25 protein-coding genes are annotated in these 26,745 nt (G+C 55.6%); 11 read left to right on the top strand and 14 right to left on the bottom strand.

The features are described 5' to 3' along the window. Window positions 1–50 precede the first annotated feature (50 nt). The 7 genes from AVO44_RS00205 to AVO44_RS00175 all read right to left on the bottom strand — a co-directional run bounded on the left by AVO44_RS00205 (window position 51) and on the right by AVO44_RS00175 (window position 8,113). Window positions 51–629, bottom strand: a complete 579-nt coding sequence (locus tag AVO44_RS00205) for a holin family protein (protein WP_068331086.1) — start codon at window positions 627–629, stop codon at window positions 51–53. Next, window positions 620–1,231, bottom strand: coding sequence for a holin-associated N-acetylmuramidase (locus AVO44_RS00200; protein WP_068332538.1), 612 nt, complete (start codon window positions 1,229–1,231; stop codon window positions 620–622). Before AVO44_RS00200 ends, AVO44_RS00205 begins: the two co-directional genes overlap by 10 nt. 108 nt (window positions 1,232–1,339) lie before the next feature. Then, the gene (gene ccmE / locus AVO44_RS00195) at window positions 1,340–1,786 is read right to left on the bottom strand and encodes a cytochrome c maturation protein CcmE (protein WP_068331084.1); all 447 of its coding nucleotides are present in this window, start codon (window positions 1,784–1,786) and stop codon (window positions 1,340–1,342) included. 7 nt (window positions 1,787–1,793) lie between these two features. Beyond that, entirely contained in the window at window positions 1,794–2,822 is a 1,029-nt protein-coding gene (argC, locus tag AVO44_RS00190) for an N-acetyl-gamma-glutamyl-phosphate reductase (RefSeq protein ID WP_068331082.1), read from the bottom strand. A gap of 94 nt (window positions 2,823–2,916) precedes the next feature. Next, complete coding sequence (murI, locus tag AVO44_RS00185; RefSeq protein ID WP_068331080.1) at window positions 2,917–3,726, bottom strand: glutamate racemase; 810 nt, start codon at window positions 3,724–3,726, stop codon at window positions 2,917–2,919. Between the two features lie 8 nt (window positions 3,727–3,734). Then, on the bottom strand, window positions 3,735–4,613 hold the full coding sequence (locus AVO44_RS00180) for a lysophospholipid acyltransferase family protein (RefSeq protein WP_068331078.1): 879 nt from the start codon (window positions 4,611–4,613) through the stop codon (window positions 3,735–3,737). An 80-nt stretch (window positions 4,614–4,693) separates the two neighbouring features. Beyond that, window positions 4,694–8,113, bottom strand: coding sequence for an indolepyruvate ferredoxin oxidoreductase family protein (locus AVO44_RS00175; RefSeq protein WP_068331076.1), 3,420 nt, complete (start codon window positions 8,111–8,113; stop codon window positions 4,694–4,696). Between the two features lie 169 nt (window positions 8,114–8,282). Between AVO44_RS00175 and AVO44_RS00170 the strand changes: the two genes are divergently transcribed. The 5 genes from AVO44_RS00170 to grxD all read left to right on the top strand — a co-directional run bounded on the left by AVO44_RS00170 (window position 8,283) and on the right by grxD (window position 15,063). Beyond that, window positions 8,283–9,191 carry a LysR family transcriptional regulator gene (locus tag AVO44_RS00170; RefSeq protein ID WP_068331074.1) on the top strand — a complete coding sequence of 303 codons (909 nt, stop codon included), beginning with the start codon at window positions 8,283–8,285 and terminating at the stop codon, window positions 9,189–9,191. Between the two features lie 279 nt (window positions 9,192–9,470). Further along, window positions 9,471–11,756, top strand: coding sequence for a mechanosensitive ion channel family protein (locus tag AVO44_RS00165; protein ID WP_068331072.1), 2,286 nt, complete (start codon window positions 9,471–9,473; stop codon window positions 11,754–11,756). A 160-nt stretch (window positions 11,757–11,916) separates the two neighbouring features. Further along, window positions 11,917–14,076, top strand: coding sequence for a phosphoribosylformylglycinamidine synthase subunit PurL (purL, locus tag AVO44_RS00160; RefSeq protein ID WP_068331070.1), 2,160 nt, complete (start codon window positions 11,917–11,919; stop codon window positions 14,074–14,076). Window positions 14,077–14,210: 134 nt separating this feature from the next. Next, entirely contained in the window at window positions 14,211–14,447 is a 237-nt protein-coding gene (locus AVO44_RS00155; protein ID WP_068331068.1) for a BolA/IbaG family iron-sulfur metabolism protein, read from the top strand. A gap of 253 nt (window positions 14,448–14,700) precedes the next feature. After that, entirely contained in the window at window positions 14,701–15,063 is a 363-nt protein-coding gene (grxD, locus tag AVO44_RS00150) for a Grx4 family monothiol glutaredoxin (RefSeq protein ID WP_068331066.1), read from the top strand. Here the strand turns inward: grxD and AVO44_RS00145 are convergent, their stop codons facing one another. Genes AVO44_RS00145 through AVO44_RS00135 form a run of 3 tightly spaced genes read right to left on the bottom strand, consistent with a single transcriptional unit; the run spans window position 15,064 to window position 16,630 of the window. Next, entirely contained in the window at window positions 15,064–15,417 is a 354-nt protein-coding gene (locus AVO44_RS00145; protein ID WP_068331064.1) for an MliC family protein, read from the bottom strand. Further along, window positions 15,414–15,809: a cell division protein ZapA gene (locus AVO44_RS00140; RefSeq protein WP_068331062.1), complete on the bottom strand. Its 396-nt coding sequence runs from the start codon at window positions 15,807–15,809 to the stop codon at window positions 15,414–15,416. Before AVO44_RS00140 ends, AVO44_RS00145 begins: the two co-directional genes overlap by 4 nt. Next, the gene (locus tag AVO44_RS00135; RefSeq protein ID WP_068331060.1) at window positions 15,809–16,630 is read right to left on the bottom strand and encodes a hypothetical protein; all 822 of its coding nucleotides are present in this window, start codon (window positions 16,628–16,630) and stop codon (window positions 15,809–15,811) included. The genes AVO44_RS00140 and AVO44_RS00135 overlap by 1 nt, the downstream gene beginning before the upstream one ends. Window positions 16,631–16,866: 236 nt before the next feature. Here AVO44_RS00135 and tkt point away from each other — a divergent pair, with 236 nt between their 5' ends. Then, window positions 16,867–18,891, top strand: coding sequence for a transketolase (tkt, locus tag AVO44_RS00130; RefSeq protein ID WP_068331058.1), 2,025 nt, complete (start codon window positions 16,867–16,869; stop codon window positions 18,889–18,891). Window positions 18,892–18,945: 54 nt separating this feature from the next. Here tkt and AVO44_RS00125 read toward each other — a convergent pair whose 3' ends face one another. Beyond that, window positions 18,946–19,908: a DUF808 domain-containing protein gene (locus AVO44_RS00125; RefSeq protein WP_068331056.1), complete on the bottom strand. Its 963-nt coding sequence runs from the start codon at window positions 19,906–19,908 to the stop codon at window positions 18,946–18,948. Window positions 19,909–20,089: 181 nt separating this feature from the next. Between AVO44_RS00125 and gap (AVO44_RS00120) the strand changes: the two genes are divergently transcribed. The 3 genes from gap (AVO44_RS00120) to gap (AVO44_RS00110) all read left to right on the top strand — a co-directional run bounded on the left by gap (AVO44_RS00120) (window position 20,090) and on the right by gap (AVO44_RS00110) (window position 22,393). After that, a complete protein-coding gene (gene gap / locus AVO44_RS00120) occupies window positions 20,090–21,091 on the top strand; it encodes a type I glyceraldehyde-3-phosphate dehydrogenase (protein ID WP_068331054.1) in 1,002 nt (333 codons plus the stop codon). Between the two features lie 71 nt (window positions 21,092–21,162). After that, the gene (locus AVO44_RS21200) at window positions 21,163–21,306 is read left to right on the top strand and encodes a glyceraldehyde-3-phosphate dehydrogenase (protein ID WP_068331052.1); all 144 of its coding nucleotides are present in this window, start codon (window positions 21,163–21,165) and stop codon (window positions 21,304–21,306) included. A gap of 82 nt (window positions 21,307–21,388) precedes the next feature. After that, on the top strand, window positions 21,389–22,393 hold the full coding sequence (gene gap / locus AVO44_RS00110) for a type I glyceraldehyde-3-phosphate dehydrogenase (protein ID WP_068331050.1): 1,005 nt from the start codon (window positions 21,389–21,391) through the stop codon (window positions 22,391–22,393). Here the strand turns inward: gap (AVO44_RS00110) and coaD are convergent. The 3 genes from coaD to AVO44_RS00095 all read right to left on the bottom strand — a co-directional run bounded on the left by coaD (window position 22,385) and on the right by AVO44_RS00095 (window position 24,362). Beyond that, window positions 22,385–22,876: a pantetheine-phosphate adenylyltransferase gene (coaD, locus tag AVO44_RS00105; protein WP_068331048.1), complete on the bottom strand. Its 492-nt coding sequence runs from the start codon at window positions 22,874–22,876 to the stop codon at window positions 22,385–22,387. The two genes, gap (AVO44_RS00110) and coaD, sit on opposite strands and share 9 nt — an antisense overlap. Window positions 22,877–22,960: 84 nt before the next feature. After that, window positions 22,961–23,398, bottom strand: coding sequence for a CBS domain-containing protein (locus AVO44_RS00100; RefSeq protein WP_068331046.1), 438 nt, complete (start codon window positions 23,396–23,398; stop codon window positions 22,961–22,963). 61 nt (window positions 23,399–23,459) lie between these two features. After that, the gene (locus tag AVO44_RS00095; protein ID WP_068331044.1) at window positions 23,460–24,362 is read right to left on the bottom strand and encodes a LysR family transcriptional regulator; all 903 of its coding nucleotides are present in this window, start codon (window positions 24,360–24,362) and stop codon (window positions 23,460–23,462) included. A 102-nt stretch (window positions 24,363–24,464) separates the two neighbouring features. Between AVO44_RS00095 and AVO44_RS00090 the strand changes: the two genes are divergently transcribed. Then, on the top strand, window positions 24,465–25,964 hold the full coding sequence (locus AVO44_RS00090) for a CoA-acylating methylmalonate-semialdehyde dehydrogenase (protein WP_068331042.1): 1,500 nt from the start codon (window positions 24,465–24,467) through the stop codon (window positions 25,962–25,964). 196 nt (window positions 25,965–26,160) lie between these two features. Beyond that, the gene (locus tag AVO44_RS00085; protein ID WP_205626514.1) at window positions 26,161–26,745 is read left to right on the top strand and encodes a L,D-transpeptidase; all 585 of its coding nucleotides are present in this window, start codon (window positions 26,161–26,163) and stop codon (window positions 26,743–26,745) included.

The following is a 26,745-nucleotide window of genomic DNA, read 5'->3' as shown; positions in this document are numbered from 1 at the left end:
GGTGAGCTCCAATAACTTTCGCCCTTTTCAGACGACCATAGTGTCGCGGCTCAAGCGCGGCGCGAAAGTCGCCAATCATTCAGCGCGGGATTGCGATCTGGGCGGCTCGCCCGTTCAGCCAGTGCAACATCTGGTCCGGGATCTGCCGAACCGATTGCATCGCTGCGCATTAAGTTTATGGCGTGTAAGTTATCCATTACGTCTGGTGTGCGCCGCATCGTGGCCGAAATCTCGCGTTGAAGGTCCTGCATCTTGGCTTGATGACGCGCACCGAAATAGAAAGAAACGATAACGCCCAGCAGCCACCACAACGGCTCGGGCACCAATGCGATGCCCTGCATTCGCGCGGCAAACCATAGCGGATCGACCATCGCAGCAACAAAAAGACCCAACGTGCCAAGCGCCATCGCCGGGCGCGGAAGGCGGTTCAACCCATCTATGAACCGATCAAACAGGCTTTTCTGCTGTGCCTTGAACTCGTCACGGAACTGAACCATCGCTTGCTGTTGCAGTCCCAGATCCCGCTCGGCCCCTTTTTCAGAGTTTTCACGAAATATCTCAACGGTTTCACGCACGATGTTGCGGTTACTACCGAAGAGAAAAGACAATACGTCGGCGATCAAACCCATGCTGCAACCCTTTGTTGAAACTCATCATGGCTCAGGTGATATTTGGACGAGACGAACTCCTCGGCCCTTCGAATCCAGCCACCTTTGCCACCATCCCGGCGGCGTACGTAGTTGCGGGATGCAGGTCTAAGATCAGCCAGACGAAAATAGAAGTTGCGCCGTGCTACACCATACGCATCCCGTAGCGTGATCGGGTCGGGCTGCGCAGCCTTTTGGCATGCTTGCGCCGTATTGGGACCGACGACCCCATCTACAGCAAGTTCATACCCCATCTCACGCAACAGAAGTTGCAGTATTTTGACAGCCTGTCCGCCAGCATTCACATACATATCGAAAACCGAGGGACGGATCGCCGCGGGCAGAAGGTTCAGGCGGGGCAACTCATAGTAGTGCTGGACAAAAATCTCTGTAGCCTCAGATTTACTGAGCATCCGCACATCTTTCGTGTCGATCACCCCGTCATTGGACAGGTCCAATCCCAAACGTCGCATCGTGTGAATGGTAACGCCATATTTCGTCGCACCGCCCGGGTCGTCATTATCGTCGATAAACCCACCTTCACGCGCCACGATCTCGGTTGCTATCTGTCTGACCGTCTTCAATTCACCCTCCTTTAGTTGTTGGGTGAACGCTGCTTCATTCCGGTTAAGGGTCCGAAAAAAGAAAGGGCGCTGCTCGTGCAACGCCCTCTCAAAAAAAGATGAAGGTGGTTAACTACCGCCAGTTTCTTTGTAGACGCCTTGTTCCTTCAGGGCATCCACTACCTCTTTCGGCATATATGTCTCATCGTGTTTCGCAAGGATTTCAGTGGCTTCAAATACGCCGTTCACGTAAGATCCAGTGCCCACCATCCCCTGATTTTCTGAAAAAAGATCCGGCAGAACACCGGTGAACGCCACCGGTACACTTTCTCCGCCATCGGTAACGACAAAGTGCACCGTCTCACCCTGCCCGCGCACGATCGAGCCTTCCTCAACCAGCCCGCCAATGCGGAACACTTCGGTCGGCAAAGGTGGTTCAGCAATCACCTGGCTGGGTGAGCGGAAAAAGTTGATACCGTCCCGCATCGCGTACCCAATCAACCCCGTCGACAAGGCCAAGGCCACAACGGCCAGCACGATGACTTGAACACGACGACGTTTCTTGAGCGTTTTCATACCGTCCTCACGGGAATAAGGGGGCCATCATCAAACCCGTTGTTTCATCCTCACCTAACATCAGGTTCGCGTTCTGCAAGGCTTGTCCACTGCTACCTTTTGTCAGGTTATCCAGCGCGCCGATTACGATTGCACGACGTTCGATACGGTCGCTGACGACGCCAATATGGCAGAAATTCGATCCTCGTACATGATGCGTGGAAGGTGTCTCGCCAAATGGCAACATCTGGATGAATGGTTCGTTTTCATAAGCGGTGACGAGTGTTTCATACACGCTGGCCGGATCGCCTTTTACGTAGGTCGTTGCCAGAATGCCCCTGTTGGCTGGCATAAGGTGCGGTGTGAACTGCACATGCACCGTGCGTCCGGCTAGTGCCGAAAACTCCTGATCGAATTCACCCAAATGCCGATGAGTTCCGCCGACAGCATAGGCGTTGTACCCCTCGCTCAACTCTGAGTGAAGCAGGTTTTCCTTCAACGATCGACCAGCCCCCGATACGGCACATTTCAGATCCAGAACGATGTCATCCAAGTCAATAACGCCGCCTGAAATTAGCGGCCGCAGCACGTATTGCCCCGTCGCAGCATTACAGCCGGTCCCTGCGACCAGTCGCGCGTTTCTAATTTCATCGCGGTAGAACTCGGTCAGGCCGTAAACGGCCTCTTCCTGCATCTCCAACGCAGCATGCGGATTGCCGTACCATTTTTCATATTCTCCGGCATCCCGCAGCCGGAAATCGGCAGACAAGTCGATTATCTTCAGGTCTTTCGGCAAATCGCGAATGACTTCCTGACTGGTTTTATGCGGCAATGCGCAAAAACACAGGTCAATCTGCGAAAAATCAATTTCAGAGATTTTGCACAGGTCGGGCAGTGCCATGTGGCGCAGATGCGGGAAAACCTGTGCCATCGACATGCCCGCCTTGCGTTCGGCTGCCAAGGCAGTAATTTCCATGTTCGGGTGCTCGGCGATCAGCCTCACGAGTTCGGCGCCGGTGTAACCGGAAGCACCGAGGATTGCGATTTTATGGGTCATGTCAGACCTCTTACTTCATGGTGTCATCTGTCACGACCGCCGACGCGACGGTCTTTGAGTAATTGAAAGAGCGCAGCGGGGTCCTTGACCTGCGTCAGGCTGCCTGGAACTTGATCTGTCGTCGGAGGAACTGTGTCGCCCGATCGCTCACGAATTCCGGCTTGCCCGTCGTCAGGAATCCACCTTCGGCGTTACCCTGCATTTTTGGATGGCGCTGCAGGTAATCAGCAAGGCTTTCGGCCACCAGCGTGCCTTGGCTGAAAACCTGCACCGTTGGCCCAAGCGCGGCCTGAAACGTGTCGGCCATCAATGGGTAGTGCGTACACCCAAGTATAGCCGCCTGCGGTTCCGGCATTTTGCGTTTCAGCGCATCCACATGGCTGCGCACCAGTGCCTCGGCAAGGATCATGTCACCATCTTCGATCGCATCAACCACGCCGCCGCAGGCCTGTGCCTCGACATCCACACCGATTGCCCGAAATGCCAATTCCCGCTGAAACGCGCGGCTGGAAACGGTCGCGGGTGTCGCAAATAAGGCCACATGCTTTATGGCAACTTCACGCGGAGGGCTGTTGTCACCCCATTGACGTTCGGTCAGGGCCTCGATCAGGGGTACAAATACACCTAAAACGCGCTTACCCTCTGGCACGCCTTCTTCCTGCATCCGGCGCAAAGCAGCAGCACTGGCGGTGTTGCAAGCCAGAATCACCAGTTCACAACCGCGGTTCCACAGATCGTTCACCGCGTGCCGCGTCAGCTCATGTATGTTTTCAGCGTCACGTACGCCATACGGCGCATGCGCACTGTCCGCGTAATATAGAAAATCCACGTCCGGAAGACGTTTCTGCACAGCGTCAAGAACGGTCAGACCGCCCAAGCCAGAATCAAAGATGCCTACTGCCATTTGCCCCTTTAGGCGCGATGCCGTTCCTCAAATTCATAGCCGTAGTCATAAGACTTCAACGGCGTCGGAGACAGCTCATACGTGGCTTTGCGCAAGAAATCCATCATCTTGCGCGTATCCTTGGCCAAAGGATCCAAAACTTCCCTACCGATGGGGTCGCCAATGACCACTCTGACAGGAGTATCCACCCGTTTTTTGAACTCTTTGATCAACAGACCCATGCGCAGAGTGTTATGCAAATGACTGGCGATCTGGAACAGGCGCGAGGTGTGGCCGTCAAAGAAAACCGGCACCACCGTGGCGTTCGATTTCGCAACCATCCGTGCCGTGAAGCCGCGCCAGCCCGGATCCATTGGGTGCGAGAAGGGTTTAACCGCCGTGCTTACCGTGCCGCCGGGAAATATCCCGATGGCCCCGCCAGAGCCCAAGTAATTCAAGGCTGTTTTTCGCGTCTCAAGGTTTAGCTTCATCGCGTCTTTCGTTTCATCAAACGAAATCGGAAGTATGATGCGGTTCAGATCTTCGGCCTTTCGGAATACCCGATTGGCCAAAATACGGAAATCACCGCGAGTCTGAGACAAAATATGCCCCATCATCATCCCGTCCAGAATGCCATAGGGATGGTTGGCAATCAGAATCAATGGCCCTGTCTTGGGGATATTTGCCAGCGAGCCGCCAACCACATCCAGCGACAGACCGTAGCGGTCCACCATGACCGACCAGAAATCACGCCCATTCGCGACCTCTTTCTCATATCCGTCCGCGCGCTTGATCAGTCGCAGTCTGCCGGTGGTGTTTTCCATAAGTTTAATGACCATGCGGCCGCCTTTTGTTTCGGCGGAATGGGCATAGGAAATGTCCCGAGCGACATGACGGCGTGAGGGCATCCGAGTCTCCGAAGGTTGCTGCCGGCAAAATAGGGTCAGGCAACTATTTTGCCTAGGTATCGTGACAACCCTGTGACGATTTATTCAGCAGCAGCGCGTAGCTCTGGGCCTCCGCTCTTGATGATACTCAGCAATTCTTCGCGCCTTTTGGCGGCCTTTGCCTCATTCGCCCGCAAAACCGGACCGAACCCCCGGATATCCAGCGGAAGTTGCGCCAAGGCGATCACCGCGTCGCGGGTTTGCGCATTAATCAAGGGCTCCACCTCTTTGAAATCACGCTCGTATTGCTTGATCAGATCACGCTCCATTCGCCGTTCTTCGCTATAGCTGAAGATATCCAGCGGTGTGCCGCGCAGGACTTTAAGCTTGGCGAGGAGCTTCATTGGCGTAAGCATCCACTCACCAAATGCGCGCTTTTGGGGTCGCCCGTCTGGACCTTTCCCGCCCAAAATTGGAGGAGCCAGATGGAACGTCATTTTAAAGTCACCATCAAATTCGGCTGCCGCCTTGTTACGACTGTCCAGCATCAGCCGGGCAACTTCGTATTCATCCTTGTAAGACAAAAGCTTATGATAGCCTTTTGCCACGGCTTCCCGGACCTGAGTATCGTCAAACCGGTCCACGAATGCACGATAGCGTTTGGCTAAACGGTTGCTTTGATACGCAGTCAGATGCTCGGCGCGATAATCGATCTTTTGATCCAGTGTTTTCGGCATTTCCGCCACATTGGGCTTTAGAATTGCTTCCACTTCGGATGGATGCAAAACCGCCCAACGCCCGATATCAAACGCGCGTTTGTTCCGTTCAACAGCGGTGCCGTTCAATTCGATAGCCTGCGTCATGGCGCTTTTGCTGATCGGCAGCAAACCCCGCTGCCACGCCGCACCAAAAACCATCATGTTAGAATAAATCGAGTCTCCCATCACCGCGCGCGCCAGTTCAGTCGCATCGAACAAAGAGACGCCTTCTTTCAACCGTGCCTGCAAGGCCAGTTCAAGCCGATCTCCAGGAATGCGGAAATTGGTATCGCGAGTGAAATCACCCGTTACTGTTTCATGGTTGTTGACCACCGCGCCGGTTTGTCCTGAACGTGTCAGGCCCAGTGTTTTCGCACCGGCCGAAACAACCAAATCACCGCCGATCAATGCGTGCGCCTCGCCGGTCGCAACGCGAATGGCGCTGATGTCTTCGGGTTTATTTGCAAGACGGCAATGGATATGTACGGCACCACCCTTTTGGGCCAGTCCCGCCATCTCCATCATACCTGCGCCCTTGCCGTCTATCTGCGCCGCCTGTGCCAGGACCGCACCCAACGTCACCACGCCGGTGCCACCAACCCCGGTGATCACCACGTTATGCGTTCCTTCGATTTCCGGTAGCGCGGGATCAGGCAGGTGAGGTAGATCAATCTCAGTCGTGGCTTCTTTACGGATTTTTGCACCTTCCAACGTTACAAAGGACGGGCAAAAGCCTTTGAGGCAGGAAAAATCCTTGTTGCAGCTTGATTGGTCGATCGCACGCTTGCGCCCCAATTCGGTTTCTTTTGGAACGATCGAAACACAGTTCGATTGCACCCCACAATCGCCGCAGCCTTCGCAAATATCGGTGTTGATAAACACCCGCTTGTCCGGATCGGGGAAAGTACCACGCTTACGCCGGCGGCGTTTTTCGGCGGCACAAGTTTGCACGTATACGATAACCGAGACGCCCGCGATTTCGCGGAATCGCTCCTGAACCCGCATCAACTCAGCGCGTTCTGCCGTCTCGACACCTGACGGCAGAGCCTTGAAGTTCACGTCTTCTTTTTCGTCATACACCACTGCCACGTGCTGTACGCCCATTGCCGTGACCTCGGCGACGATCCGCTCGGCAGTCAAATCACCTTCGTTCTCTTGCCCCCCGGTCATTGCGACGGCGTCATTATACAGGATTTTAAAGGTGATGTTCGTACCTGCGGCAAGCGCGGCACGGATTGCCTGCACGCCCGAGTGGTTATACGTGCCGTCACCAAGGTTCTGGAAAACGTGCTTGGTGGTCGAAAACGGCGCTTCACCAATCCAGTTGGCTCCCTCGCCGCCCATCTGGGTGAACCCGGTTGTTTCCCGGTCCATCCACTGCACCATGTAGTGACAGCCAATACCGGCATAGGCACGGCTGCCATCCGGAACTTTGGTCGAGGTATTATGAGGGCACCCCGAGCAGAAATACGGCAATCGCGTCGCGATTTCTTCGGCGTTGTCGGCACGGCGCGCCTCGGACAGCTTGGCTAAACCTGCGCGAACGCCATCCGTATCGCGGCCCTCTTCGATCAGGATTTCGCCCAGCTTCTCAGCGATCATGTTTGGGTCAAGCGCGCCACGTGTTGGGAACAGCTCCTCGCGGTGCAAGGCTCCGGCCCCGCCTTTGTACCACCCGTAAACACGACGCCCCCGACGGTCATCAAAGATGGCCTCTTTGACCTGAACCTCGATAAGCTTGCGCTTTTCTTCCACGATAACAACTAGGTCCAGCCCTTCGGCCCAATCGTGGAAACCGGACATATCCAATGGGAAGGTCTGGCCGATCTTGTAGGTGGTGATCCCCAGCCGCTCGGCTTCTTCGGCATCAATATTCAGCAGAGACATGGCGTGCATAAGGTCAAGCCAGTTTTTACCTGCCGCAACAAAGCCTATCTTGGCACCGGGTTTACCCCAGACACGCTTGTCCATCTTGTTCGCGTGCGAAAACGTTTCAGCCGCAAAGCGTTTATAGTCGATAATGCGCGCTTCTTGCAGATGCGGTGTGTCGCCCAAACGGATGTTCAACCCGCCTTCGGGCATGCTAAAGTCGGGTACAACTAGGTTCATCCGGTTGGCGCTTCCATCCACGACCGACGTTACCTCGATCGTGTCTTTCATCGTTTTCAGACCAACCCAGACTCCTGCGAACCGGCTAAGCGCGAAGCCGTAGATGCCATAATCCAGAATTTCCTGCACACCAGCGGGGCTGACGATCGGCATGTACATATCGACCAGCGACCATTCGGATTGGTGTAAAACGGTCGAGCTTTCGCCCGTATGGTCATCCCCCATCGCCATCAGCACGCCACCGTGCTTGGCCGTGCCCGCCATATTGGCATGACGCATCACGTCGCCGGACCGGTCAACGCCGGGGCCCTTGCCGTACCAAAGGCCGAACACACCATCAAACCGGCCATCCCCACGCAGCCCCGCCTGCTGGCTTCCCCAAAGCGCGGTTGCGGCAAGGTCCTCGTTCAGCCCGTATTGAAAGGTGACGTCGCTTTCCGCCAGCCATTTTTGCGCCCGCGTCATTTGCGTATCGACGGCGCCCAGCGGTGAGCCACGGTATCCAGTCACCAGACCAGCCGTGTTTAGGCCCGCCTGTGTATCCCTTGCCTTCTGCATCAGCATCAGACGCACAAGCGCTTGTGTGCCGTTCAGAAGAACGGGACTTTTTTCCAAATCAAATCTATCGTTCAGCGATATTTGTGGCTGACTCATCAGACGTCTCCCCTCGTCAGATCAGTGTGCTGCATTTGTATCCATTTTAGGTCATAATTTCTGACCTGTATAGTATTTATCCTCAGTATCCCAAGGATTTCAGAGTTTGAATGTAGAAGTTGTTACCTATTTCATATAGGCCTTCCGAAGGATAACGAAAGTTGCGGCGATGGATTGGGACAAGCTTAGGATATTTCACGCAGTTGCGGATGCAGGCAGCCTGACTCATGCGGGTGATAAGCTGAATCTGTCTCAATCAGCGGTAAGCCGACAGATCAGAGCGTTGGAGGAGTCGCTTGATTCGACCCTGTTTCACCGCCATGCGCGGGGGCTGATCCTGACCGAACAAGGCGAGCTTCTGTTTGATGCGACTTCGGCCATGTCGAAGCGCCTGGATGCGGCCGCAGCGCGCATCCGCGACAGTGAAGAAGAGGTGTTCGGAGTCCTGCGGGTGACAACGACATTTGGTTTCGGCACCCTGTGGCTGGCCCCGCGCCTTCCGAAACTTTACGAACAATATCCTGACTTGAACATCGACCTGATGTTGGAAGAACGTGTGTTGGACTTGCCGATGCGCGAAGCTGACGTCGCCATTCGCATGAAAGAACCTAGTCAGGCGGATCTTGTTCGCAAGCGTCTAATGACGGTGCAAATGCAGCTTTATGCGACGCAGGAATATCTCGACACACGCGGAGGTATGCCTGCCTCTCTGGAGGACATCGAGCACCACCGATTGATCTGCCAAACACCTGCGGCCCCGCAAGTTGGTGCCAGCGCAGCCATGGTTCGGCATTTGATGACCTACAACCCGGGCTCACTGCTGACGGTCAACAACTATTTCGGTGTCCTGCAAGGCGTATTGCACCATCTGGGTATCGGCGTCTTGCCCGACTATGTCACCCATGGGCTGCCCAATGTCGTTCCCATCCTGCCCGATATCGAAAGCGCAGATGTACCTGTTTACCTCGCCTATCCAGAGGAGTTGCGTCATTCTAAACGCGTCGCAGCCTTTCGCGATTTCGTTCAAGACGAGATCATTGAGCAACGCAAACAGTTGAAGCTATTGGGAAAACTCTAGCTATGCGCAGATGGCATAGCGGACATGACCAGCGATCAAACTGAAATGTCTTGATCGTTAACAAACTGATCCCTAAATGAGCATTCGAAGGCGATGATGCCGAAACGCTCATCATCTTCATACCTCCCTGTTGGACTACGGCCGAGCTTAGTGCTCGGCCTTTTTTTTGCCTTTGGGCGACGCATACGGCGTTCAAAGGGCAAAACATCTATGATTCTCGGGCACTTATTCTTATGATCACGCAAAATTTATAAAGTTGTGTGTTCGAGGACAGATTCGATGCTTACTTCTGTTCGCCTTTTTCTGGCGATCTTTTCAATTTGTTGCCTTTGCTATCCCGTGTCTGCGCAGGAAAATGAGGCGCCCAGCCCCACGGGCACGGTCAGCATTCCCCAAGATCTGACCCCGGAACAAGTCGATGACCTGGTCGCGCGCATGTCCGATGACCAGGTCCGCGCCATTCTGCTTGAGCGTTTGGACGCAGTTGCCGAACAAAACCAGGCCGAAGAGGCAGAGCGTGAAGATCCGATCACGGAAATCGGCGAAATATGGGCCGCAATGGTGGCTTCATGGACTGATGTGGCGGTCACCGTGCCCAATTTGTTTACCGCACAGACGCAGGCGGTCGGCAACTTTATCGGAACTTTCGGAGCAAACGGTGTCTTTGTTCTGTTGGGTTTGGTTCTGAGTGTTCTGGTCGCCGGGCTGATCGCCGAAAAGCTGTTTGGCTTGCTCACTCGAAACTGGCGAAACAGGCCTGAACCGGCTGATGAAAACGATCTTTGGGGTGCGGTGAGCTATCTGTTCAATCGATTTTGCCGTGAGATCGCCGGTTTGGTCGTATTCTATGTCGTCATCCGAGCGTTGGGCCGCGGACTGCTAACGCCCGAGCAACTTACCTTCGCCGGGCCATTTGTGTTTTATTTGATTTGGATTCCTCGCCTCGGTGCAGCCGCCTCGCGGTTTATTTTGGCCCCTTCCAAGCCTCATTTCCGCCTGGTGAATATCGATGATCATTGGGCGAAGTACCTGTATCGCAATTTGGTCGGACTTCTCATTCTGATCGGATTTACGCTGTTTATCCTTCGTTTTAACGCCTTGAACGGAATTACGGGCGAGGATACGCGCATCGGTTTCTGGCTGAATGCGGCGATCCACATCTATATCGGCGTCATCGCATGGACTGCACGCGAAGGCCTGTCACAGATGATGCTAGGCACAGATCCAGACCGCACAAAATTCGACGAAGAGGTGGCCCGTTATTACCCGTATTTCGCCATCGGGGTCTCGGCAGCCTTCTGGTTTCTTGTTGAATTTCTGGCTGCGCAGCGCGATCCGGCGAAAATTGCCCTGCTGGTTCAAGGGGCGCATTTCATCACCATGTTCTGGCTGTTGATCGCGCCCGCACTGGATACGCTGATACGGGGGTTGGTGCGTCATCTGCAACCTCCGATGCAAGGTGAAGGTCGCGTGGCTGAAAGAGCCTACAAATCCACCAAGCGCAGCTATATCCGAATTGGTCGGGTCCTTGCGGGCATTGTGATCATTCTCATGATTGCAAGGGCGTGGGATTTTGACCTCGAAGAAATTGCAGGCGGCAGAGAAGAAGCTGGCGGAAGGTTAATCCAGTTCTTCATTATTATCGCTGTCGGGTACATCCTGAATGAGCTTGTCTCTCTTTGGATCAATCGCCGTCTGGCAAAAGAGCAAACCGAAGCCGAGCAGAGCCCCGACGCCGAAGCCGGCGAAGGCGGTGGCTCTGGCGGCTCACGCCTTGCGACCGTTTTGCCCCTTCTGCGCGTGACGGCCCAAGTTGCCATCGCAGTGATCTTTGTTCTTCTGGCGCTTGGGGCGTTGGGTATCAATATCACGCCGCTGCTTGCCGGTGCCGGTGTACTGGGTCTGGCTATCGGCTTTGGCGCACAAAAGTTGGTTGCCGATATTGTTGGCGGGATTTTCTTTCTTGTCGATGATGCTTTCCGGGTGGGCGAATATGTCGACGTTGGCGGCACCACTGGCACGGTCGAAAAAATCTCGATCCGTTCAATGCAACTACGCCACCATCGCGGTCCGGTTCACACCATTCCTTACGGTGAAATCCAAAAGCTGACGAATTACAGCCGCGACTGGGTCATCATGAAGCTGAAATTCACCGTACCCTTCGACACCGACCCCAACAAAGTGAAGAAGATTTTCAAGAAGATCGGGGCCGAGATGATGGCCGACGAAGCCTTCAAGGACGGTTTCCTTCAGCCCTTCAAGTCTCAGGGTGTGTTTGACTTCGATGATGTCGGCATGATCATCCGAGGCAAATTCATGGCTAAGCCCGGCAAGCAATTCACCCTGCGCAAAGAGATTTTCAACCGCGTTAAGGCCGCGTTCAATGAAAACGGGATTGACTTTGCGCGGCGCGAAGTTCGCGTTGCGATCCCCGGTTTGGACGATGCCGACCACCTGAGCGAAGAGCAAAAGGCCGCGATCGGGGCTGCAGCGGGCGAAGCTGTCAATCAACAGGTTGAGCAGCAAGCGCAGAAACCCGGCTCGACACACGGCGCGCCGAAGTAACCTACGGGCCATTGCAAATAGTCAAAAGGCCGTTCCAAGGGCGGCCTTTTTCATCCGATTGCCGCAGGAAACCCGATGCGGTTGGTCTTAACCCTTTCCACCGACGCGGCCTTGCCCTAAAACGCGCGCAATCTCGGCCACCTTGAGAACAGGACAGACGATGCAAGAGCCCGCCATCACACCGGATCTGATTGCCGCCCACGGATTGAAGCCCGAAGAATATGACATGATCCTTGAGATCATCGGGCGCGAACCGACCTTCACCGAACTGGGCATTTTTTCCGCCATGTGGAACGAGCACTGCTCATACAAATCCTCGAAGAAATGGCTCCGCACCTTGCCGACCTCTGGCCCTCAGGTAATCTGTGGGCCGGGTGAAAACGCCGGCGTTGTCGATATTGGCGATGGGCAAGCCGTTGTTTTCAAGATGGAAAGCCACAATCACCCCTCGTACATCGAACCTTATCAGGGTGCCGCGACCGGTGTCGGGGGTATTCTGCGCGATGTGTTCACCATGGGCGCGCGGCCGATTGCTTCGATGAATGCCCTCTCGTTTGGTGAGCCTGACCACCACAAGACACGCCAGCTCGTCAACGGCGTGGTCGAAGGCATCGGTGGGTATGGTAATTGCTTCGGCGTGCCTTGCGTTGGCGGTGAAGTGCGATTCCATCCCGCATACAACGGCAACTGCCTTGTGAATGCCTTTGCCGCAGGTCTGGCTGACAGCGACAAGATTTTCTATTCGGCAGCCTCCGGCGTCGGTATGCCGGTGGTTTACCTGGGCGCCAAAACCGGTCGCGATGGCGTGGGCGGAGCAACGATGGCATCGGCTGAATTCGACGACACGATTGAAGAAAAGCGCCCGACCGTACAGGTAGGTGACCCGTTCACCGAAAAACGCCTGATGGAAGCGACACTAGAGCTGATGCAGACAGGCGCCGTAATCTCGATTCAGGACATGGGCGCCGCTGGCCTGACCTGTTCTGCCGTTGAAATGGGCGACAAGGGTGGTCTGGGCGTTCGTCTTGATCTGGAGAACGTACCCCAGCGCGAAGAGAACATGACAGCGTATGAGATGATGCTGTCTGAATCGCAGGAACGCATGCTCATGGTGCTGAAGCCCGAGCTTGAAGCCGAAGCCCGCGCTGTCTTCGAAAAATGGGACTTGGATTTCGCCATCGTCGGTGAAACCATTGCCGAAGACCGTTTTTTGATTATCCACAACGGAGAGGTCAAAGCGGATCTTGTCCTGTCTAAGCTGTCCTCTACTGCGCCGGAATACGACCGCCCGTGGGTTCCGACACCGGCGGCTGAGGAGCTGGCCGAAGTCCCTCAGATCGACCCAATTGATGGCCTGCGCGCCCTGCTCTCTTCCCCCAACTATGCTGGCAAGCAGTGGGTGTACGAACAGTATGACACGATGGTGATGGCTGACACTGCCCGCACGCCCGGTTTGGGTGCTGGCATGGTCCGCGTTCATGGAACCAACAAGGCGTTGGCTTTCACCAGCGACGTGACCCCGCGCTATGTCCGGGCAAATCCAGTCGAGGGTGGCAAACAGGCGGTGGCCGAAGCCTATCGAAACCTGACCGCCGTTGGGGCCAAACCGCTGGCGACCACCGATAACCTGAACTTTGGCAATCCTGAAAAGCCCGAGATCATGGGTCAGTTCGTCGGTGCGATCAAGGGTATCGGCGAGGCCGTCGCAGCACTGGATATGCCAATCGTTTCGGGCAATGTCTCGCTTTATAACGAAACTGACGGTCAGGCGATCTTGCCCACTCCAACCATCGGCGCAGTAGGCTTGTTGAACCATACGGATGAGATCATCGGCACCGAAGTCCGCGAAGGTCACGTCGCGCTGGTAATCGGAGAATCTCACGGCCATCTTGGTCAATCCGCCCTGCTTGCTGAGGTGTTCAACCGCGAAGACGGGGATGCTCCGCATGTTGATCTGGACGCTGAAAAGCGCAATGGCGACTTTGTCCGTGAAAACCGTGAGTTGATCAAAGCATGTACTGATCTTGGCGATGGCGGGCTTGCCTTGGCGGCGTTTGAACTGGCCGAATCTGCCGGTGTCGGTATCCATCTCGACGAGGCGTCGACCGAGTTCCTGTTTGGCGAAGATCAGGCCCGCTATCTGATCGCGTGTAATTTTGATCAGGCCGAGGCTTTGATGATCGCAGCAGGTCAGGCCGGTGTCCCGCTGGTGTCTGTGGGACGCTTCACTGGTGACACTGTCAAGATCGGGAACTCCGAAGCTCCGCTGACCGACCTTGCGGATACCTTCCGCAGCAGTTTTTCCGCAGCCGTGGCCTGAGATCACATCGCAACCGCATCACGAAACCTGCGCACCAATTGCGTGGGTTTTGTGATTTTTAGCCCCCTATCACACCCTTGCGCGCCTCGACCGGGCGCTCTACATCTTGGGAAAGACTTTCAGGAGTTACCTACATGCCGATGAGCGCCCACGAAATCGAACACCTGCTGCGCGAAGCCTTCCCTGATGCTGAGATTCAGGTTGGCGGGCATGACGGTGTTCATATGTCCGCCATGGTGGTGGACGAAAGCTTTCGCGGCAAAAACCGGGTTCAGCAACAGCGTGCAGTCTATGCCGCGTTGAAGGGAAAAATGGATGGCCCGGACGGGGAGTTGCATGCGCTGGCACTGACTACGAAAGCGCCAGAATAGTATGGAACTTGGACTAGGCACCGCGCGATCAGCTTCGAAGTCGCTATTGCCAAAACCGCGCTGTTAAATTGGAGCCGATCTAAAAATGATCCCAAGTCCAAGCAAGGTTCTCTTTCTGAAATTGGATGACGCACACTACAAGCAAACATTGACCTTGGCGGGTCCGAAGGTGGGCATTTCTCTTACTAAAGTGTTTCAGAGTCCCCCAAGATTATGCCAAAGCGATGATGCCTAAGAGCAAAGGAAACGCGAAATGACTGATGTTAAGACCCAGATCAACGAAACAGTCAAAGCCAACGATGTCGTGCTGTATATGAAAGGCACGAAAGAGATGCCTCAATGCGGGTTCTCGTCGCGCGTGGCAGGTGTTTTGAACTACATGGGTGTCGAATACACCGACGTAAACGTGCTGGCCGATGAGAATATTCGCCAGGGTATCAAAGACTATTCCGATTGGCCGACCGTTCCCCAGCTTTATGTAAAGGGCGAGTTCGTAGGCGGCTGCGACATCATCACCGAGATGACCTTGTCTGGTGAGCTGGACACACTGTTTGACGATAACGGTGTTGGCTACAACAAGGATGCAGCCGACAAGATCCGCGAAGCGAACGCCTGATCAGCGGCTTTCACAGCCTTCCAAAACAACCTGTTCACTGGCGGCATCTGAACCTGTCGCCAGGAAACTGACGGTCGCGTCCCAGCCCTTCGACCGCAAAATGTATGTGCCAACGCTGCCATCTGATTCATAGCGGATGCCCGAGCCGCTCGGGATTTGACGCAGAGTAACCAACTGATTGTCTACCACCATAGCGGCTGCACTCGACCCGTCTGTCGTGTTGAAATAGGCAACTTTTAGTTCGACACCGTTCTGGCAGGTAAACGTGACCGGCAGAATATCGATGTCAGCCGATGCCACCGTTGGCGGCAAAGCGAACAGCGCAACAACAACCGCCGGTTTCAGTGCGCTCATCCGCCGGACCTCTCCTCGATCACCGATGCAATCGCCTCTGCCCGGGCGGCAACCTCGGCCAGCGTATCCGTTACCGATGGTGGCACCACGGCCACCTCGAACCGCTCTGGTTCTGGTTGCGGCATGTTCTTCACAGCTTGCAATTCGGCCTCGACCTCAGCCAGCTTGGCCTCAAGCGCTTTGATCCTGTCATCCGTGCCGGCGACTTTATCGGCCAGCATCAGACCTGCCATCAGCAGCATACGCGATTCAGGCATACGCCCGATCTGATCGGACAAGATCTGCGCCTCATCATCCAGCATCTTGGCTGCAGAATACAGGAACGCCTCTTCACCTTCCTGGCACGAGACGTCAAAGCCGCGCCCACCGATTTGAATGGTCACCTCGGGCATTATTCAACCTCTCCTTCCGCCAGTTTCGCTTTGGACAGCAATGGTTCAAGCCGGGCAAGAACCGCGTGTGCTTCGGCCGCATCCGTCGCCTGCGCAGCGCGGGTTGCCTCAAGCTCGGCAACCGTTGCACGGTTTAGCAGATCAGCATCCGGCACGCCGTCTTCGGTGGCTGCCCGCAACTCGTCAATCGACCGTCGTAGTTGTTCGTTCGCCTTGCGCATCCGCTGCAGATCGTCATCCAGCCGCGACATCGCTGCGCCGTGGCTTGACCGCTCGGCGCGCAGCATATCCAATTCGGCGCTCAGCTCGGTCACGCGCTCACTATCTGCCAATTCGGCACGCAGGCGGGCGTTCTCTGCCTTCGTCTCCTGAGCCGAGGCGGCAACGGCTTTCAACTGCGCATTCTCGGTTTTCAAAGCCTCAAGCTCGTCCTGGTTTTCAAGCGCCGCCTTGGCCTCAGCAAGTTCGGCGCGCGCGGCTTCGACTGCAGCGAGTTTTGTATGCGCTTCAGCCAGTTGTTCTCGCAACGCGGCGCTCTCAGGGTCGCCCGCCGGTGCCGTTCGCAGGCTTTCCAGTTCTGCGCGCATCGCGTCAGCTTCCTGCTCATGGCGTTCTTTCAATGCTTTTAGCCGCTCTTCCAACTGCGCATTGGCGATACGCTCATCCTCCAGCGCCGCGCGAAGGGCGTCATCGCCGCCACTTTCAGCCGGAGCCGTATCCAGCGAAGCATCTACTGAAGCATCTAATAACGTGTCGACGCCGGCCCCGATCCGATCCATCGCGGCAACGATACGGCGCTGTAATTCTTCGATCTGGCTCATGCCCCTGCCACCTCTTACCCAAGGTTCGTTTCTATTGCGGGTTTATCCGAATCATTTCCGGCCGCAACTTGCCCTAGTGTATCCTAACGGTACTGAAAATACCCACTGTTTGCTTTCAACGACTTGGGCTGTTTTCTTGAACCATACTGTCATTAAAACGCGGGGTTCTGCTTGCACTTTGGGGGGTGAATGGTATTCAGCGGCCCATCTGCCTGTAATCCAAAGGAACAACGCCCGTGGACCTGACTGCGCTGCGCAATGCAAACCCTGAACACTGGGACAAAGCTGCGGCCATCCGCACCCTGACCCTTGACGCCGTCGCTGCTGCCAATTCCGGCCATTCCGGCATGCCGATGGGCATGGCCGACGTAGCGACCGTACTGTTCGAAAAGCACCTGAAGTTCGACGCCTCTGCCCCGAACTGGCCCGACCGCGACCGGTTTATTCTGTCGGCGGGCCACGGCTCGATGCTGGTTTATTCGCTGCTATATCTGACAGGTCATGCGGATGTGACACTGGAAGAGATCAAGAATTTCAGGCAGTTGGGTGCAAAGACTGCGGGCCATCCTGAAAACTTCCTGATCAACGGCATTGAAACCACAACCGGACCGCTGGGCCAGGGCATTGCGAATGCTGTCGGTTTTGCAATGGCTGAGGAAATCCAGCGCGCGCATTACGGCAAAAAGGTCGTCGATCACTACACCTACGTGATCGCTGGCGACGGCTGCCTTATGGAAGGCGTCAGCCAAGAGGCCGTCACCCTGGCCGGTCGACACGAGCTGAGTAAGCTGATCGTCTTTTGGGACAACAACAACATCACTATCGACGGCACAGTAGATATCGCTGATCGCACCGATCAGGTGCGCCGCTTCACGGCCTCGGGCTGGCATGTGATTGAGATCGACGGTCATGACCCTCAGGCGATCGATGCGGCCATCGTGCAGGCCAAAAAATCGAACAAACCAACAATGATCGCGTGTGAAAGCCACATAGCTCTGGGTCACGCAGCACAGGACACGTCGAAAGGCCATGGCGCCCTGACCGACAAGGACCAGTTGAAAGCGGCTAAAGATGGCTATGGCTGGCCGCATGGTCCGTTCGAAATTCCTGCCTCGGTCAAGTCCGCATGGGAAGCCATCGGTGCCCGCGGAGCAACCGAGCGGACAGCTTGGGAAGAGCGGTTCGCCGAGTTGTCCGAGCGTAAGCAGGCTGAGTTCAACCGCGCTTACGCACTCGAAGCGCCCAAAAAGCTCGCTGGTGCGATCCGCGCATTCAAAAAACAGATGTCGGAAGAGCAGCCGAAACTGGCCACGCGCGCCTCGTCCGAGAAGGTTTTGAATGTTGTGAACCCGATCATGACCGAGACCGTGGGCGGTTCGGCCGACCTGACCGGTTCGAACAACACCAAATCCGCAGATATGGGCGTGTTCCTGCCGGAAAACCGAAAGGGTCGCTATATCCACTACGGTATCCGCGAACACGGCATGGCCGCTGCAATGAACGGCATGGCCTTGCACGGCGGTATCCGTCCCTATGGTGGAACGTTCATGGCGTTCACCGACTATGCACGCCCGGCGATGCGCTTGTCGGCGCTGATGAAGATCCCGTCGGTTTTCGTGATGACACATGACTCGATCGGTCTCGGTGAAGACGGCCCAACCCATCAGCCGGTTGAACATCTGGCGATCTCGCGCGCAACGCCGAACACTTATGTTTTCCGCCCCGCTGACACCATTGAAACCGCCGAGGCCTGGGAGCTGGCGCTGACCTTCAAGGACAGTCCCTCGGTCCTGTCACTGACGCGTCAGGGTGTGCCGACCGTGCGCACCCAGCACAAGACCAAGAACATGGTTGCGCAAGGTGCGTACGTGCTGGCAGAGGCCGAAGCCAAGCGTCAGGCCATCCTGATCGCCACGGGCTCTGAGGTTTCGCTGGCGATGGAAGCCAAAGCGATGCTTGAAGCCGAAGGCATCGGCACCCGCGTCGTCTCAATGCCCTGCATGGAACTTTTCGCGCAGCAAGACGAAGCCTACCGCAAACGCGTACTGCCAGCAGGTCCTGTGCGTGTTGGCATCGAGGCCGCTGTTCGCGCTGGTGGCTGGGACCGTTGGCTGCTGGGTGAGCGTGGCCGTGAAGCAAAAGCCGGGTTTATCGGCATGTCGAGCTTTGGTGCATCAGCCCCCGCAGGTGAACTGTACAAGCATTTCGGCATAACAGCTGAGGCAACAGTGGCCAAGGTCAAGGGCTTGCTTGGGCTTTAAGCCCGTTCAGAAAACAAGCAAAGGGCGGCATTGGTCGCCCTTTTGAGTTGGAACCTAGTGCGCTTTGGGTGTCTTGGACAGCATCGGTCCGATCACCTTGGTTGCTACCGGGATCAAGACAAATCCCCACGCCAAACCAAAAACGCCATCCATCATGGCCTTGGATATCCACTCAACTGCCCCGACCCATTGTTCCGAGACCGAATGTCCAATGGCATAGGCCCAGTCATGAATGTGGTGCCCAAGCCAGGCAAAGCCTAAAACCTCCATCCCGTGGATGATGATCGACCCACCGACCCACAGCATTGCCGCCGTGCCGACAATCGAAAGGGTCTTCATTACGCTCGGCATCGCCCTGACTAAACCGCGCCCGAACCCCCTCCCGATCGGGGTCAAGGCATTCTGGGCCAAGTATAGCCCAACATCATCCATCTTAACGATCATCGCTACCGATCCATAAACGGCAATCGTTACGCCAAGACCCACTACTGCCAAGGTAGCCGCTTGCATCCAAAGGTTCGGTGCCTCAATAGCGGCAAGAGCGATGGTCATGATTTCCGCGGACAGAATGAAATCGGTCTTGATTGCACCTTTGACCTTTTGTTCCTCAAGATGGCCCGGATCTTTCACGCTCATGTCTTCTTCGATTGCCTGACTGCCGTGCGGGAAAAGGACATGGAATATCTTTTCTGCCCCCTCGAAACACAAATACGAGCCACCAATCATCAATAGTGGTGTAATCAGCCAAGGCGCGAAATTTGCCAGCAATAGTGCTACTGGAAGCAGAAGCACGATTTTGTTGAACACCGACCCGCGGGCGATGCGCCAGATAATTGGTAACTCGCGCGCTGGCGCAAAACCTTGCACGTATTTCGGCGTGACCGCCGCATCGTCGATGATGACCCCAGCCGTTTTTGTGCCTGCCTTACCGGCCGCTGCAACCACGTCGTCCACCGAAGCTGCCGCCACTTTGGCAATGCCCGCCACGTCATCCAATAGGGCCAGTAGACCGCTCATCGCGCATCCTTTCGTGTCACCTGCCGCACTCGGACCCTACCCGATCTCACAGCTAGCGCAAGCGTTAGCGCAATCGCGTGAGGTTTGCGCTAACACCTTAAAAATATGCCGTTTTTAGTCTTTTGGGATTCAGAAATCACCGCTATACGGCCTGCAACGCAAGCGCATTTGGAGACGTCACATGACCATCAAGGTCGGGATCAACGGATTTGGCCGCATCGGCCGCTGCACCCTGTCGCACATCGCCGCGTCAGGACGTAACGACATCGAAGTGATCAAGGTCAACGCAACCGGCCCGCTGGAAACCTCGGCGCATCTTTTGAAATATGACAGCATCCACGGTCGCTTTCCGCGCGATATCGCCGTCAACGGCAATACGATGGATCTGGGGCGCGGCCCAATGGAGATGTTTTCGACCTACGATATGGCTGAGTTGGACTGGGAAGGCTGCGACGTCGTTCTGGAATGCACTGGCAAATTCAATGATGGCAACAAGGCGAAAACCCATCTCGAGCGTGGTGCAGCCAAGGTTCTGCTGTCGGCGCCCGGAAAGAATGTCGATAAAACCATCGTGTTTGGCGTGAACCACAACACACTGACTGCAAACGATAATATGGTTTCGAACGGCTCCTGCACCACGAACTGCCTTGCTCCGCTTGCCAAGGTTCTGGATGAAGGTATCGGCATCGAGAACGGTATAATGACGACAATCCACGCCTATACGGGCGACCAGCCGACGCTGGACCGTCGCCACAGCGATCTGTACCGCGCCCGTGCGGCCGCTATGTCGATGATCCCGACCTCGACAGGCGCTGCGAAGGCTTTGGGCGAGGTTCTGCCCAATCTGAAAGGTCGATTGGACGGCTCAGCCATCCGTGTGCCAACCCCGAATGTGTCGGCGGTGGACCTGACCTTCCGCGCTGCGCGTGATGTAACGGTTGACGAAGTCAACGACATCGTGCGCCACGCCGCACAAGGCCCGATGCAGCGTGTATTGGGTTATGAACCTGCCCCGCTGGTTTCGACCGACTTTAACCATACCGAGGAAAGCTCGATCTTTGCGCCGGATCAAACGCGTGTTGTCGACAACCGCATGGTACGCGTTCTGGCGTGGTACGACAACGAATGGGGTTTTTCGGTTCGTATGGCCGATGTCGCCGTCGCGATGGGTCGGCTTAACTAACAGCGATTTGATTTCTTGAACCTTTTTGCCCGCTCAGGTTATCTGGGCGGGCATTTTCGTTTGGGGCCGCAATGACCAACCAAATCGCTATCTGGCTTGGCCTTTTGATTCTTGGTGGAATTATTTTAGACTTAACCATGTTTGGGTCCGAGCATTTGGTCTTCCTTGGCAAGAAGCTGTTTGCCTTTTTGGACTGGCTCGCATTCTGGCGCTGATAGATGTTTTACTTGACATTTCTGCCCAACTGGATTTGTTAGCGCTAACTCGTCAACAGCCGAAATTCGGACGGAGCAGAACATGACATTAAAGCTGGCAATCAACGGATTTGGACGGATCGGACGCGGAGTTCTTCGCGCAGTGATGGAGAACAACCGTACTGATCTGGAAGTCGTCGCAATCAACGACCTTGGCAAACCCGAAATGAACGCACACCTGTTTGAGTTTGACAGCGTTCATGGCCGTTACCCTCATAAGGTTACGCTGACCGACGAAGGATTGGATGTTGGTGCTGGCCCGATCCGTCTGACTAGCGAACGCGACCCCGAAGCGCTTGATTGGTCGGATGTAGATGTCGTTCTGGAATGCACCGGCGTGTTTCGCACGCGCGAAGCGGCGGAACGCCACCTGAAAAACGGCGCGAAGAAGGTTTTGATCTCGGCACCTGCACGCGGAGATGCGGCGGTTAAAACGATTGTTTTTGGTGTGAACGATCACGAGCTGACAGCCGAAGACACAGTCGTTTCAAATGCGTCCTGCACCACTAACTGTCTTTCACCTGTCGCAGCCGTTCTTGACGCGGGCCTTGGCATTGTACACGGTAACATGACAACCGTACACGCCTACACCGCCAGCCAGCCAGTTCATGACACAGTAGGCAAAGACCCTTATCTTTCCCGCGCTGCAGCCCTATCGATGATCCCAACCACCACCGGCGCTGCTGCTGCAGTTGGTCTGGTTCTGCCGCAACTGGTCGGTAAACTGACGGGTCAGGCCATTCGCGTACCCACACCGAACGTGTCGGTTGTTGATCTGGTGGCAGAGGTTTCGCGCCCGACCACGGATGAAGAGGTGAATGCGCTGTTTGTTGAAGCGGCTGCAAAAATCCCCGGTGTTCTGGCCGCCGAAAATCGCCCGCTGGTGTCGATTGATTTCAATCACGATTCACACAGCTCGACCGTGTCGCTGGCTGAAACCAAAGTCACCGATGGCACGCTGGTGCGTGTGTTGGCCTGGTACGACAATGAGTGGGGATTTGCGAACCGCATGCTGGACACAGCGGCCGCAATGGGTGCCCTAGCCTAATCTCTCTCGCAAGGCTTCATTAACCTGGGGCGTGACGAATTTCGACACGTCCCCGCCAAGACGAGCGATCTCTTTCACAAGTTTTGATGCGATGGCCTGGTGCCGCGCCTCAGCCATCAAAAAGACAGTCTCGATCGAGTCATCCAGTGCGCGGTTCATGCCAACCATCTGGAATTCATACTCGAAATCCGCCACGGCCCGCAGCCCACGTACGATGATTTGAGCACCCACATCACGGGCGCAATCGATCAGCAGGTTTTCAAACGGGTGGGCTACAATCTCGGTTCCGGTCTGCTGCGAAAGATACGCGCACTCTGCCTCGATCATGGCCACGCGTTCCTCCAATGAGAACAACGGCCCTTTGTCGCGGTTTATGGCGACACCGATAACCAGTTTGTCCACCAAGGCCGAGGCGCGGCGAATGATATCTATATGGCCCAGAGTAATCGGGTCAAATGTTCCTGGGTACAGAGCAACCCGCATCGCACTCTCCTGCGTCCTGGAAATTACGCGTCAGCAAACACAACTTTGCTGACAGCGCAAGAGGTCGCAAAGAAACCGGGCCTGTTAGTGCCCCATAATCATGCCCTGAAGGGCGTCTTTTTCCATAGCCAGTTCGGTCAGTTGCGCTTTGACCACGTCACCAATGGTTACGATGCCAATCAGCTTTCCGTCTTCGACAATTGGCATATGGCGAAAGCGACCTTCGGTCATGCGGGTCATTATATCCTGCACGCTTTCTTGTTGCGTCGCAGTCATCAACTCGCGCGTCATGTAAGATTCGACCGGTTGGTTCAGACACCCGCTGCCGCTGGCGGCCAATTCTCGCACGATATCTCTTTCGGACAGGATGCCGATGGCCGTTTTGCCTTCATCCTCTGACACGACAACTGTACCGATCCGTTTTTGGGCCAGAATCTTAGCGGCCTCAGAAACCGTCGCTGTCGGGGCAACCGTAACCACCCCGTCCGTCGCCTTGGATGTAAGAATAGCCTGAACAAGCATATAAAAACCTCCGGAAAATAACGTACTGTTTTCCAAAGCGTTGCCGGAATGGCCAACCCTGTCAAGCGTCGGCTTCGGCCTCAAGTCGCGCGATCTCTTCCCGGATGCCCTGCATCAACGCTCCGGCAAAGCGGTTCAACCTTTCGTTGCGCTGATCCCCCTGATGCCGGACAAGGTAGAAACTTCGCGTCAAACTCACTTGATCCGTCAGGATTTTCCGCAGTGTTGGATGGAACGGCAAGGTAAAGTCGTGCGCTACACAGACACCGGTACCCAGCGAAACTTGTCGCAGCTGAACCGAAACCGAATTTGATGCAAGGACGACACGGTCAATGCCTATGTCGCTGAGATAGTCCAGCTCTCGGTCAAAGATCATATCCGGGATGTACCCGATCAGGCGATGCCCCTTGAGTTCCTCGACTGACCGAACTGGAACGTGACGATCCAGGTAGTCTTGCGCCGCCACCAAATGCAGTCTGTAGTCGCTGATTTTCTTGATTAGTAGCTTGCCAGCAGTGGGCGCGCTGACGGTGACGGCCATGTCCGCCTCTCGTCGGGACAGGTTTATGATTCGAGGCAGGGCGAGGATTTGGATATCCAAATCCGGGTTGGCATCGCTGATTTTCGCACAAACCTGCGGTAGCAAGTAGTTGGCGCTACCGTCCGGGGCGCCGATCCGTATCTGACCACTGAGTGATTTGGCAGAACCTGCAACGGCCCCCGCCGCCGCGCGCATCGCTTCTTCCGCATGCAAGCCGTGATCCAGCAGACGTTCACCCGAGGCGGTCAACACGTATCCTTGTTGTGACTTCGTAAATAAAGTTGTGTCCAAAGATGCCTCAAGCCGGGCAATCCGCCGCCCGACCGTGGCCGGATCTATCTTTAGGATACGCCCTGCGGAAGACAGGCTTTCCTCGCGTGCGACGGCCAGAAAAATCCGCATGTCATCCCAGTTCGGGGTCATGGTGTTCCTTTTGCATTTTTGCAAAGCAATTTTGAAACATTGCCTCTGTTCGTGCGATTTATGCAAGCCTATTCTAGCCGCAAATTATCGGAGGAGTTTTCGATGCAAGACCTGACACACTTCCTGAATGGTGAATATGTCGCTGGCACGTCGGGCCGGTTCGACGACGTCTTCAACCCTGCCACGGGTGAAGTACAGTATAAGTGTCCGATGGCAAGCGCGGCTGAAACCACAGCAGCCATAGAACAGGCGGCGATCGCACAGCCCGCATGGGGCGCGACCAATCCGCAAAAACGCGCGCGCGTCATGATGGCGATGGTCAACCTCATGAACCGCGACATGGACAAACTGGCCGAAGCGCTGAGCCGCGAGCATGGCAAAACCCTACCAGATGCAAAAGGCGATTTGCAGCGTGGATTGGAAGTGATCGAATACTGCATCGGTGCGCCTCAGATGCTGAAGGGAGAGTTCACTGACAGCGCGGGCCCCGGTATCGATATGTATTCGATGCGTCAGCCTTTGGGTGTCGTGGCTTCGATCATGCCCTTCAACTTTCCCGCCATGATGCCTTTGTGGCACGTGGGCCCGGCGCTGGCCTGTGGTAACGCTGTTGTTCTGAAACCGTCTGAACGTGATCCCTCGGTGCCACTGATGTTGGCTGAATTGTTCGTCGAAGCTGGCCTACCAAAAGGTGTCTTCCAAGTCGTAAATGGCGACAAAGAGGCCGTGGATACCCTGCTGGACAGCGAGATCATTCAAGGCGTTTCCTTTGTCGGTTCAACGCCGATCGCGCAGTATATCTATTCCCGCGCAACGGCGAACGGTAAGCGCGCGCAGTGTTTCGGTGGCGCCAAGAACCACATGATTGTCATGCCGGATGCAGACATGGATCAGGCCGCTGACGCCTTGGTCGGTGCTGGGTTCGGTGCTGCGGGCGAACGCTGCATGGCCGTGTCCGTTGCTGTCCCCGTGGGTGAGGAAACAGCCGATGCGCTGATAGAAAAGCTGGTGCCGCGGATCGAAAAGCTGAAGGTTGCCCCCTATACCGCCGGCGATGACGTTGACATGGGTCCCGTTGTGACCAAGGCCGCGAAAGAGCGTATTCTCGGGCTGATCAACTCGGGCGTCGAGCAAGGCGCGAAACTGGTTGTCGATAACCGCGATTTCAGCTTGCAAGGGTATGAGGACGGCTTCTTTGTCGGCCCCCATTTGTTCGACCACGTGACACCGGATATGGACATCTACAAACAGGAGATCTTTGGTCCCGTCCTCAGCACCGTCCGCGCCGGATCGTATGAAGAAGCGCTGAAACTGGCCATGGACCATGAATACGGCAACGGTACCGCCATCTTTACGCGCGATGGTGACACTGCGCGCGATTTCGCCAGCCGGGTTAACATTGGCATGGTCGGTATTAACGTTCCGATCCCCGTGCCGCTGGCCTATCACACTTTCGGCGGCTGGAAAAAATCCATGTTTGGCGATCTGAACCAGCACGGACCGGATAGTTTCAAGTTCTACACGCGCACGAAAACGGTCACATCTCGGTGGCCCTCGGGCATCAAAGAAGGTGGCGAGTTCAATTTCAAAGCGATGGACTGATTCAGGCGCTTAGCACAAAAGATAAACCCGGCCTTAAAACGGTCGGGTTTATTTTTGTAGATCCGCCCCAAAACAAGCAGATTCACAAAAATTTCAGACTGCGAACTCTGGAAAATCGATGCGATAACTTATATTTTACCGGGTTATTAACGCTTGAGCAGTTCCTGAACCGGAGGCTAATTTGTCAAACCATCGAATGACTCGCCGCTCTGCTTTGTTGGGCGCTGCATCTCTTGTTGCGACGCCCGCAATTGTGCGTGCGCAAAGCACCGATGCATTTCCGCAGAGTGAAGAAGCCATCAGCACGCAATTGCCTGTGCGTCGAAACGTATCCTCGTTCTCACACCAGAACTGGCAGGATCATTTCAGTGAGATTGGCGTTGGTTGCTTGCTGGCCGATATCACAAGCCGCGCGGTGCATTACTGGGGCTCGGATGGGACATATAAGCTATATCCCAGTTCAGTGCCGATGAGTGAAGAACTGACAAAGCGCGGCTACACCAAAGTTGTGCGTAAGACAGAATACCCAAGCTGGACCCCAACCGCGTCCATGCGCGAGCGTGATCCGTCCCTGCCCGTCCGCATGGAAGGCGGCGATCCCGGAAACCCGCTGGGTACACGCGCGATGTATCTGGATTGGCCTGCTTACCTTGTGCATGGCACCCACGACACGCGCAAGATTGGCCGTCAAAGCTCTTCTGGCTGCATAGGCCTGTATAATCAGCATGTTGAGGAGTTGTATCCTCTGGTGCAGATCGGAACTCAGGTCAGATTGGTCTGA

The organism is Ruegeria profundi (genome assembly GCF_001507545.1).
In the GTDB taxonomy this organism is placed as follows: Bacteria; Pseudomonadota; Alphaproteobacteria; order Rhodobacterales; family Rhodobacteraceae; genus Ruegeria; species Ruegeria profundi.
This window is presented reverse-complemented; position numbering and strand designations above follow the sequence as displayed.

What these genes read in the sequence shown, in the direction of transcription:
- AVO44_RS00125 (WP_068331056.1), bottom strand. Translation starts at nt 19,908, where the DNA reads ATGAGCGGTCTACTGGCCCTATTGGATGACGTGGCGGGCATTGCCAAA.
- AVO44_RS00145 (WP_068331064.1), bottom strand. Translation starts at nt 15,417, where the DNA reads ATGAGCGCACTGAAACCGGCGGTTGTTGTTGCGCTGTTCGCTTTGCCG.
- AVO44_RS00095 (WP_068331044.1), bottom strand. Translation starts at nt 24,362, where the DNA reads ATGACCCCGAACTGGGATGACATGCGGATTTTTCTGGCCGTCGCACGC.
- ccmE (WP_068331084.1), bottom strand. Translation starts at nt 1,786, where the DNA reads ATGAAAACGCTCAAGAAACGTCGTCGTGTTCAAGTCATCGTGCTGGCC.
- AVO44_RS00140 (WP_068331062.1), bottom strand. Translation starts at nt 15,809, where the DNA reads ATGCCCGAGGTGACCATTCAAATCGGTGGGCGCGGCTTTGACGTCTCG.
- coaD (WP_068331048.1), bottom strand. Translation starts at nt 22,876, where the DNA reads ATGCGGGTTGCTCTGTACCCAGGAACATTTGACCCGATTACTCTGGGC.
- purL (WP_068331070.1), top strand. Translation starts at nt 11,917, where the DNA reads ATGCAAGAGCCCGCCATCACACCGGATCTGATTGCCGCCCACGGATTG.
- argC (WP_068331082.1), bottom strand. Translation starts at nt 2,822, where the DNA reads ATGACCCATAAAATCGCAATCCTCGGTGCTTCCGGTTACACCGGCGCC.
- AVO44_RS00135 (WP_068331060.1), bottom strand. Translation starts at nt 16,630, where the DNA reads ATGAGCCAGATCGAAGAATTACAGCGCCGTATCGTTGCCGCGATGGAT.
- AVO44_RS21200 (WP_068331052.1), top strand. Translation starts at nt 21,163, where the DNA reads ATGACCAACCAAATCGCTATCTGGCTTGGCCTTTTGATTCTTGGTGGA.
- grxD (WP_068331066.1), top strand. Translation starts at nt 14,701, where the DNA reads ATGACTGATGTTAAGACCCAGATCAACGAAACAGTCAAAGCCAACGAT.
- murI (WP_068331080.1), bottom strand. Translation starts at nt 3,726, where the DNA reads ATGGCAGTAGGCATCTTTGATTCTGGCTTGGGCGGTCTGACCGTTCTT.
- AVO44_RS00165 (WP_068331072.1), top strand. Translation starts at nt 9,471, where the DNA reads ATGCTTACTTCTGTTCGCCTTTTTCTGGCGATCTTTTCAATTTGTTGC.
- gap (WP_068331050.1), top strand. Translation starts at nt 21,389, where the DNA reads ATGACATTAAAGCTGGCAATCAACGGATTTGGACGGATCGGACGCGGA.
- gap (WP_068331054.1), top strand. Translation starts at nt 20,090, where the DNA reads ATGACCATCAAGGTCGGGATCAACGGATTTGGCCGCATCGGCCGCTGC.
- AVO44_RS00180 (WP_068331078.1), bottom strand. Translation starts at nt 4,613, where the DNA reads ATGCCCTCACGCCGTCATGTCGCTCGGGACATTTCCTATGCCCATTCC.
- AVO44_RS00205 (WP_068331086.1), bottom strand. Translation starts at nt 629, where the DNA reads ATGGGTTTGATCGCCGACGTATTGTCTTTTCTCTTCGGTAGTAACCGC.
- AVO44_RS00090 (WP_068331042.1), top strand. Translation starts at nt 24,465, where the DNA reads ATGCAAGACCTGACACACTTCCTGAATGGTGAATATGTCGCTGGCACG.
- AVO44_RS00085 (WP_205626514.1), top strand. Translation starts at nt 26,161, where the DNA reads ATGACTCGCCGCTCTGCTTTGTTGGGCGCTGCATCTCTTGTTGCGACG.
- AVO44_RS00170 (WP_068331074.1), top strand. Translation starts at nt 8,283, where the DNA reads ATGGATTGGGACAAGCTTAGGATATTTCACGCAGTTGCGGATGCAGGC.
- AVO44_RS00100 (WP_068331046.1), bottom strand. Translation starts at nt 23,398, where the DNA reads ATGCTTGTTCAGGCTATTCTTACATCCAAGGCGACGGACGGGGTGGTT.
- AVO44_RS00175 (WP_068331076.1), bottom strand. Translation starts at nt 8,113, where the DNA reads ATGAGTCAGCCACAAATATCGCTGAACGATAGATTTGATTTGGAAAAA.
- AVO44_RS00155 (WP_068331068.1), top strand. Translation starts at nt 14,211, where the DNA reads ATGCCGATGAGCGCCCACGAAATCGAACACCTGCTGCGCGAAGCCTTC.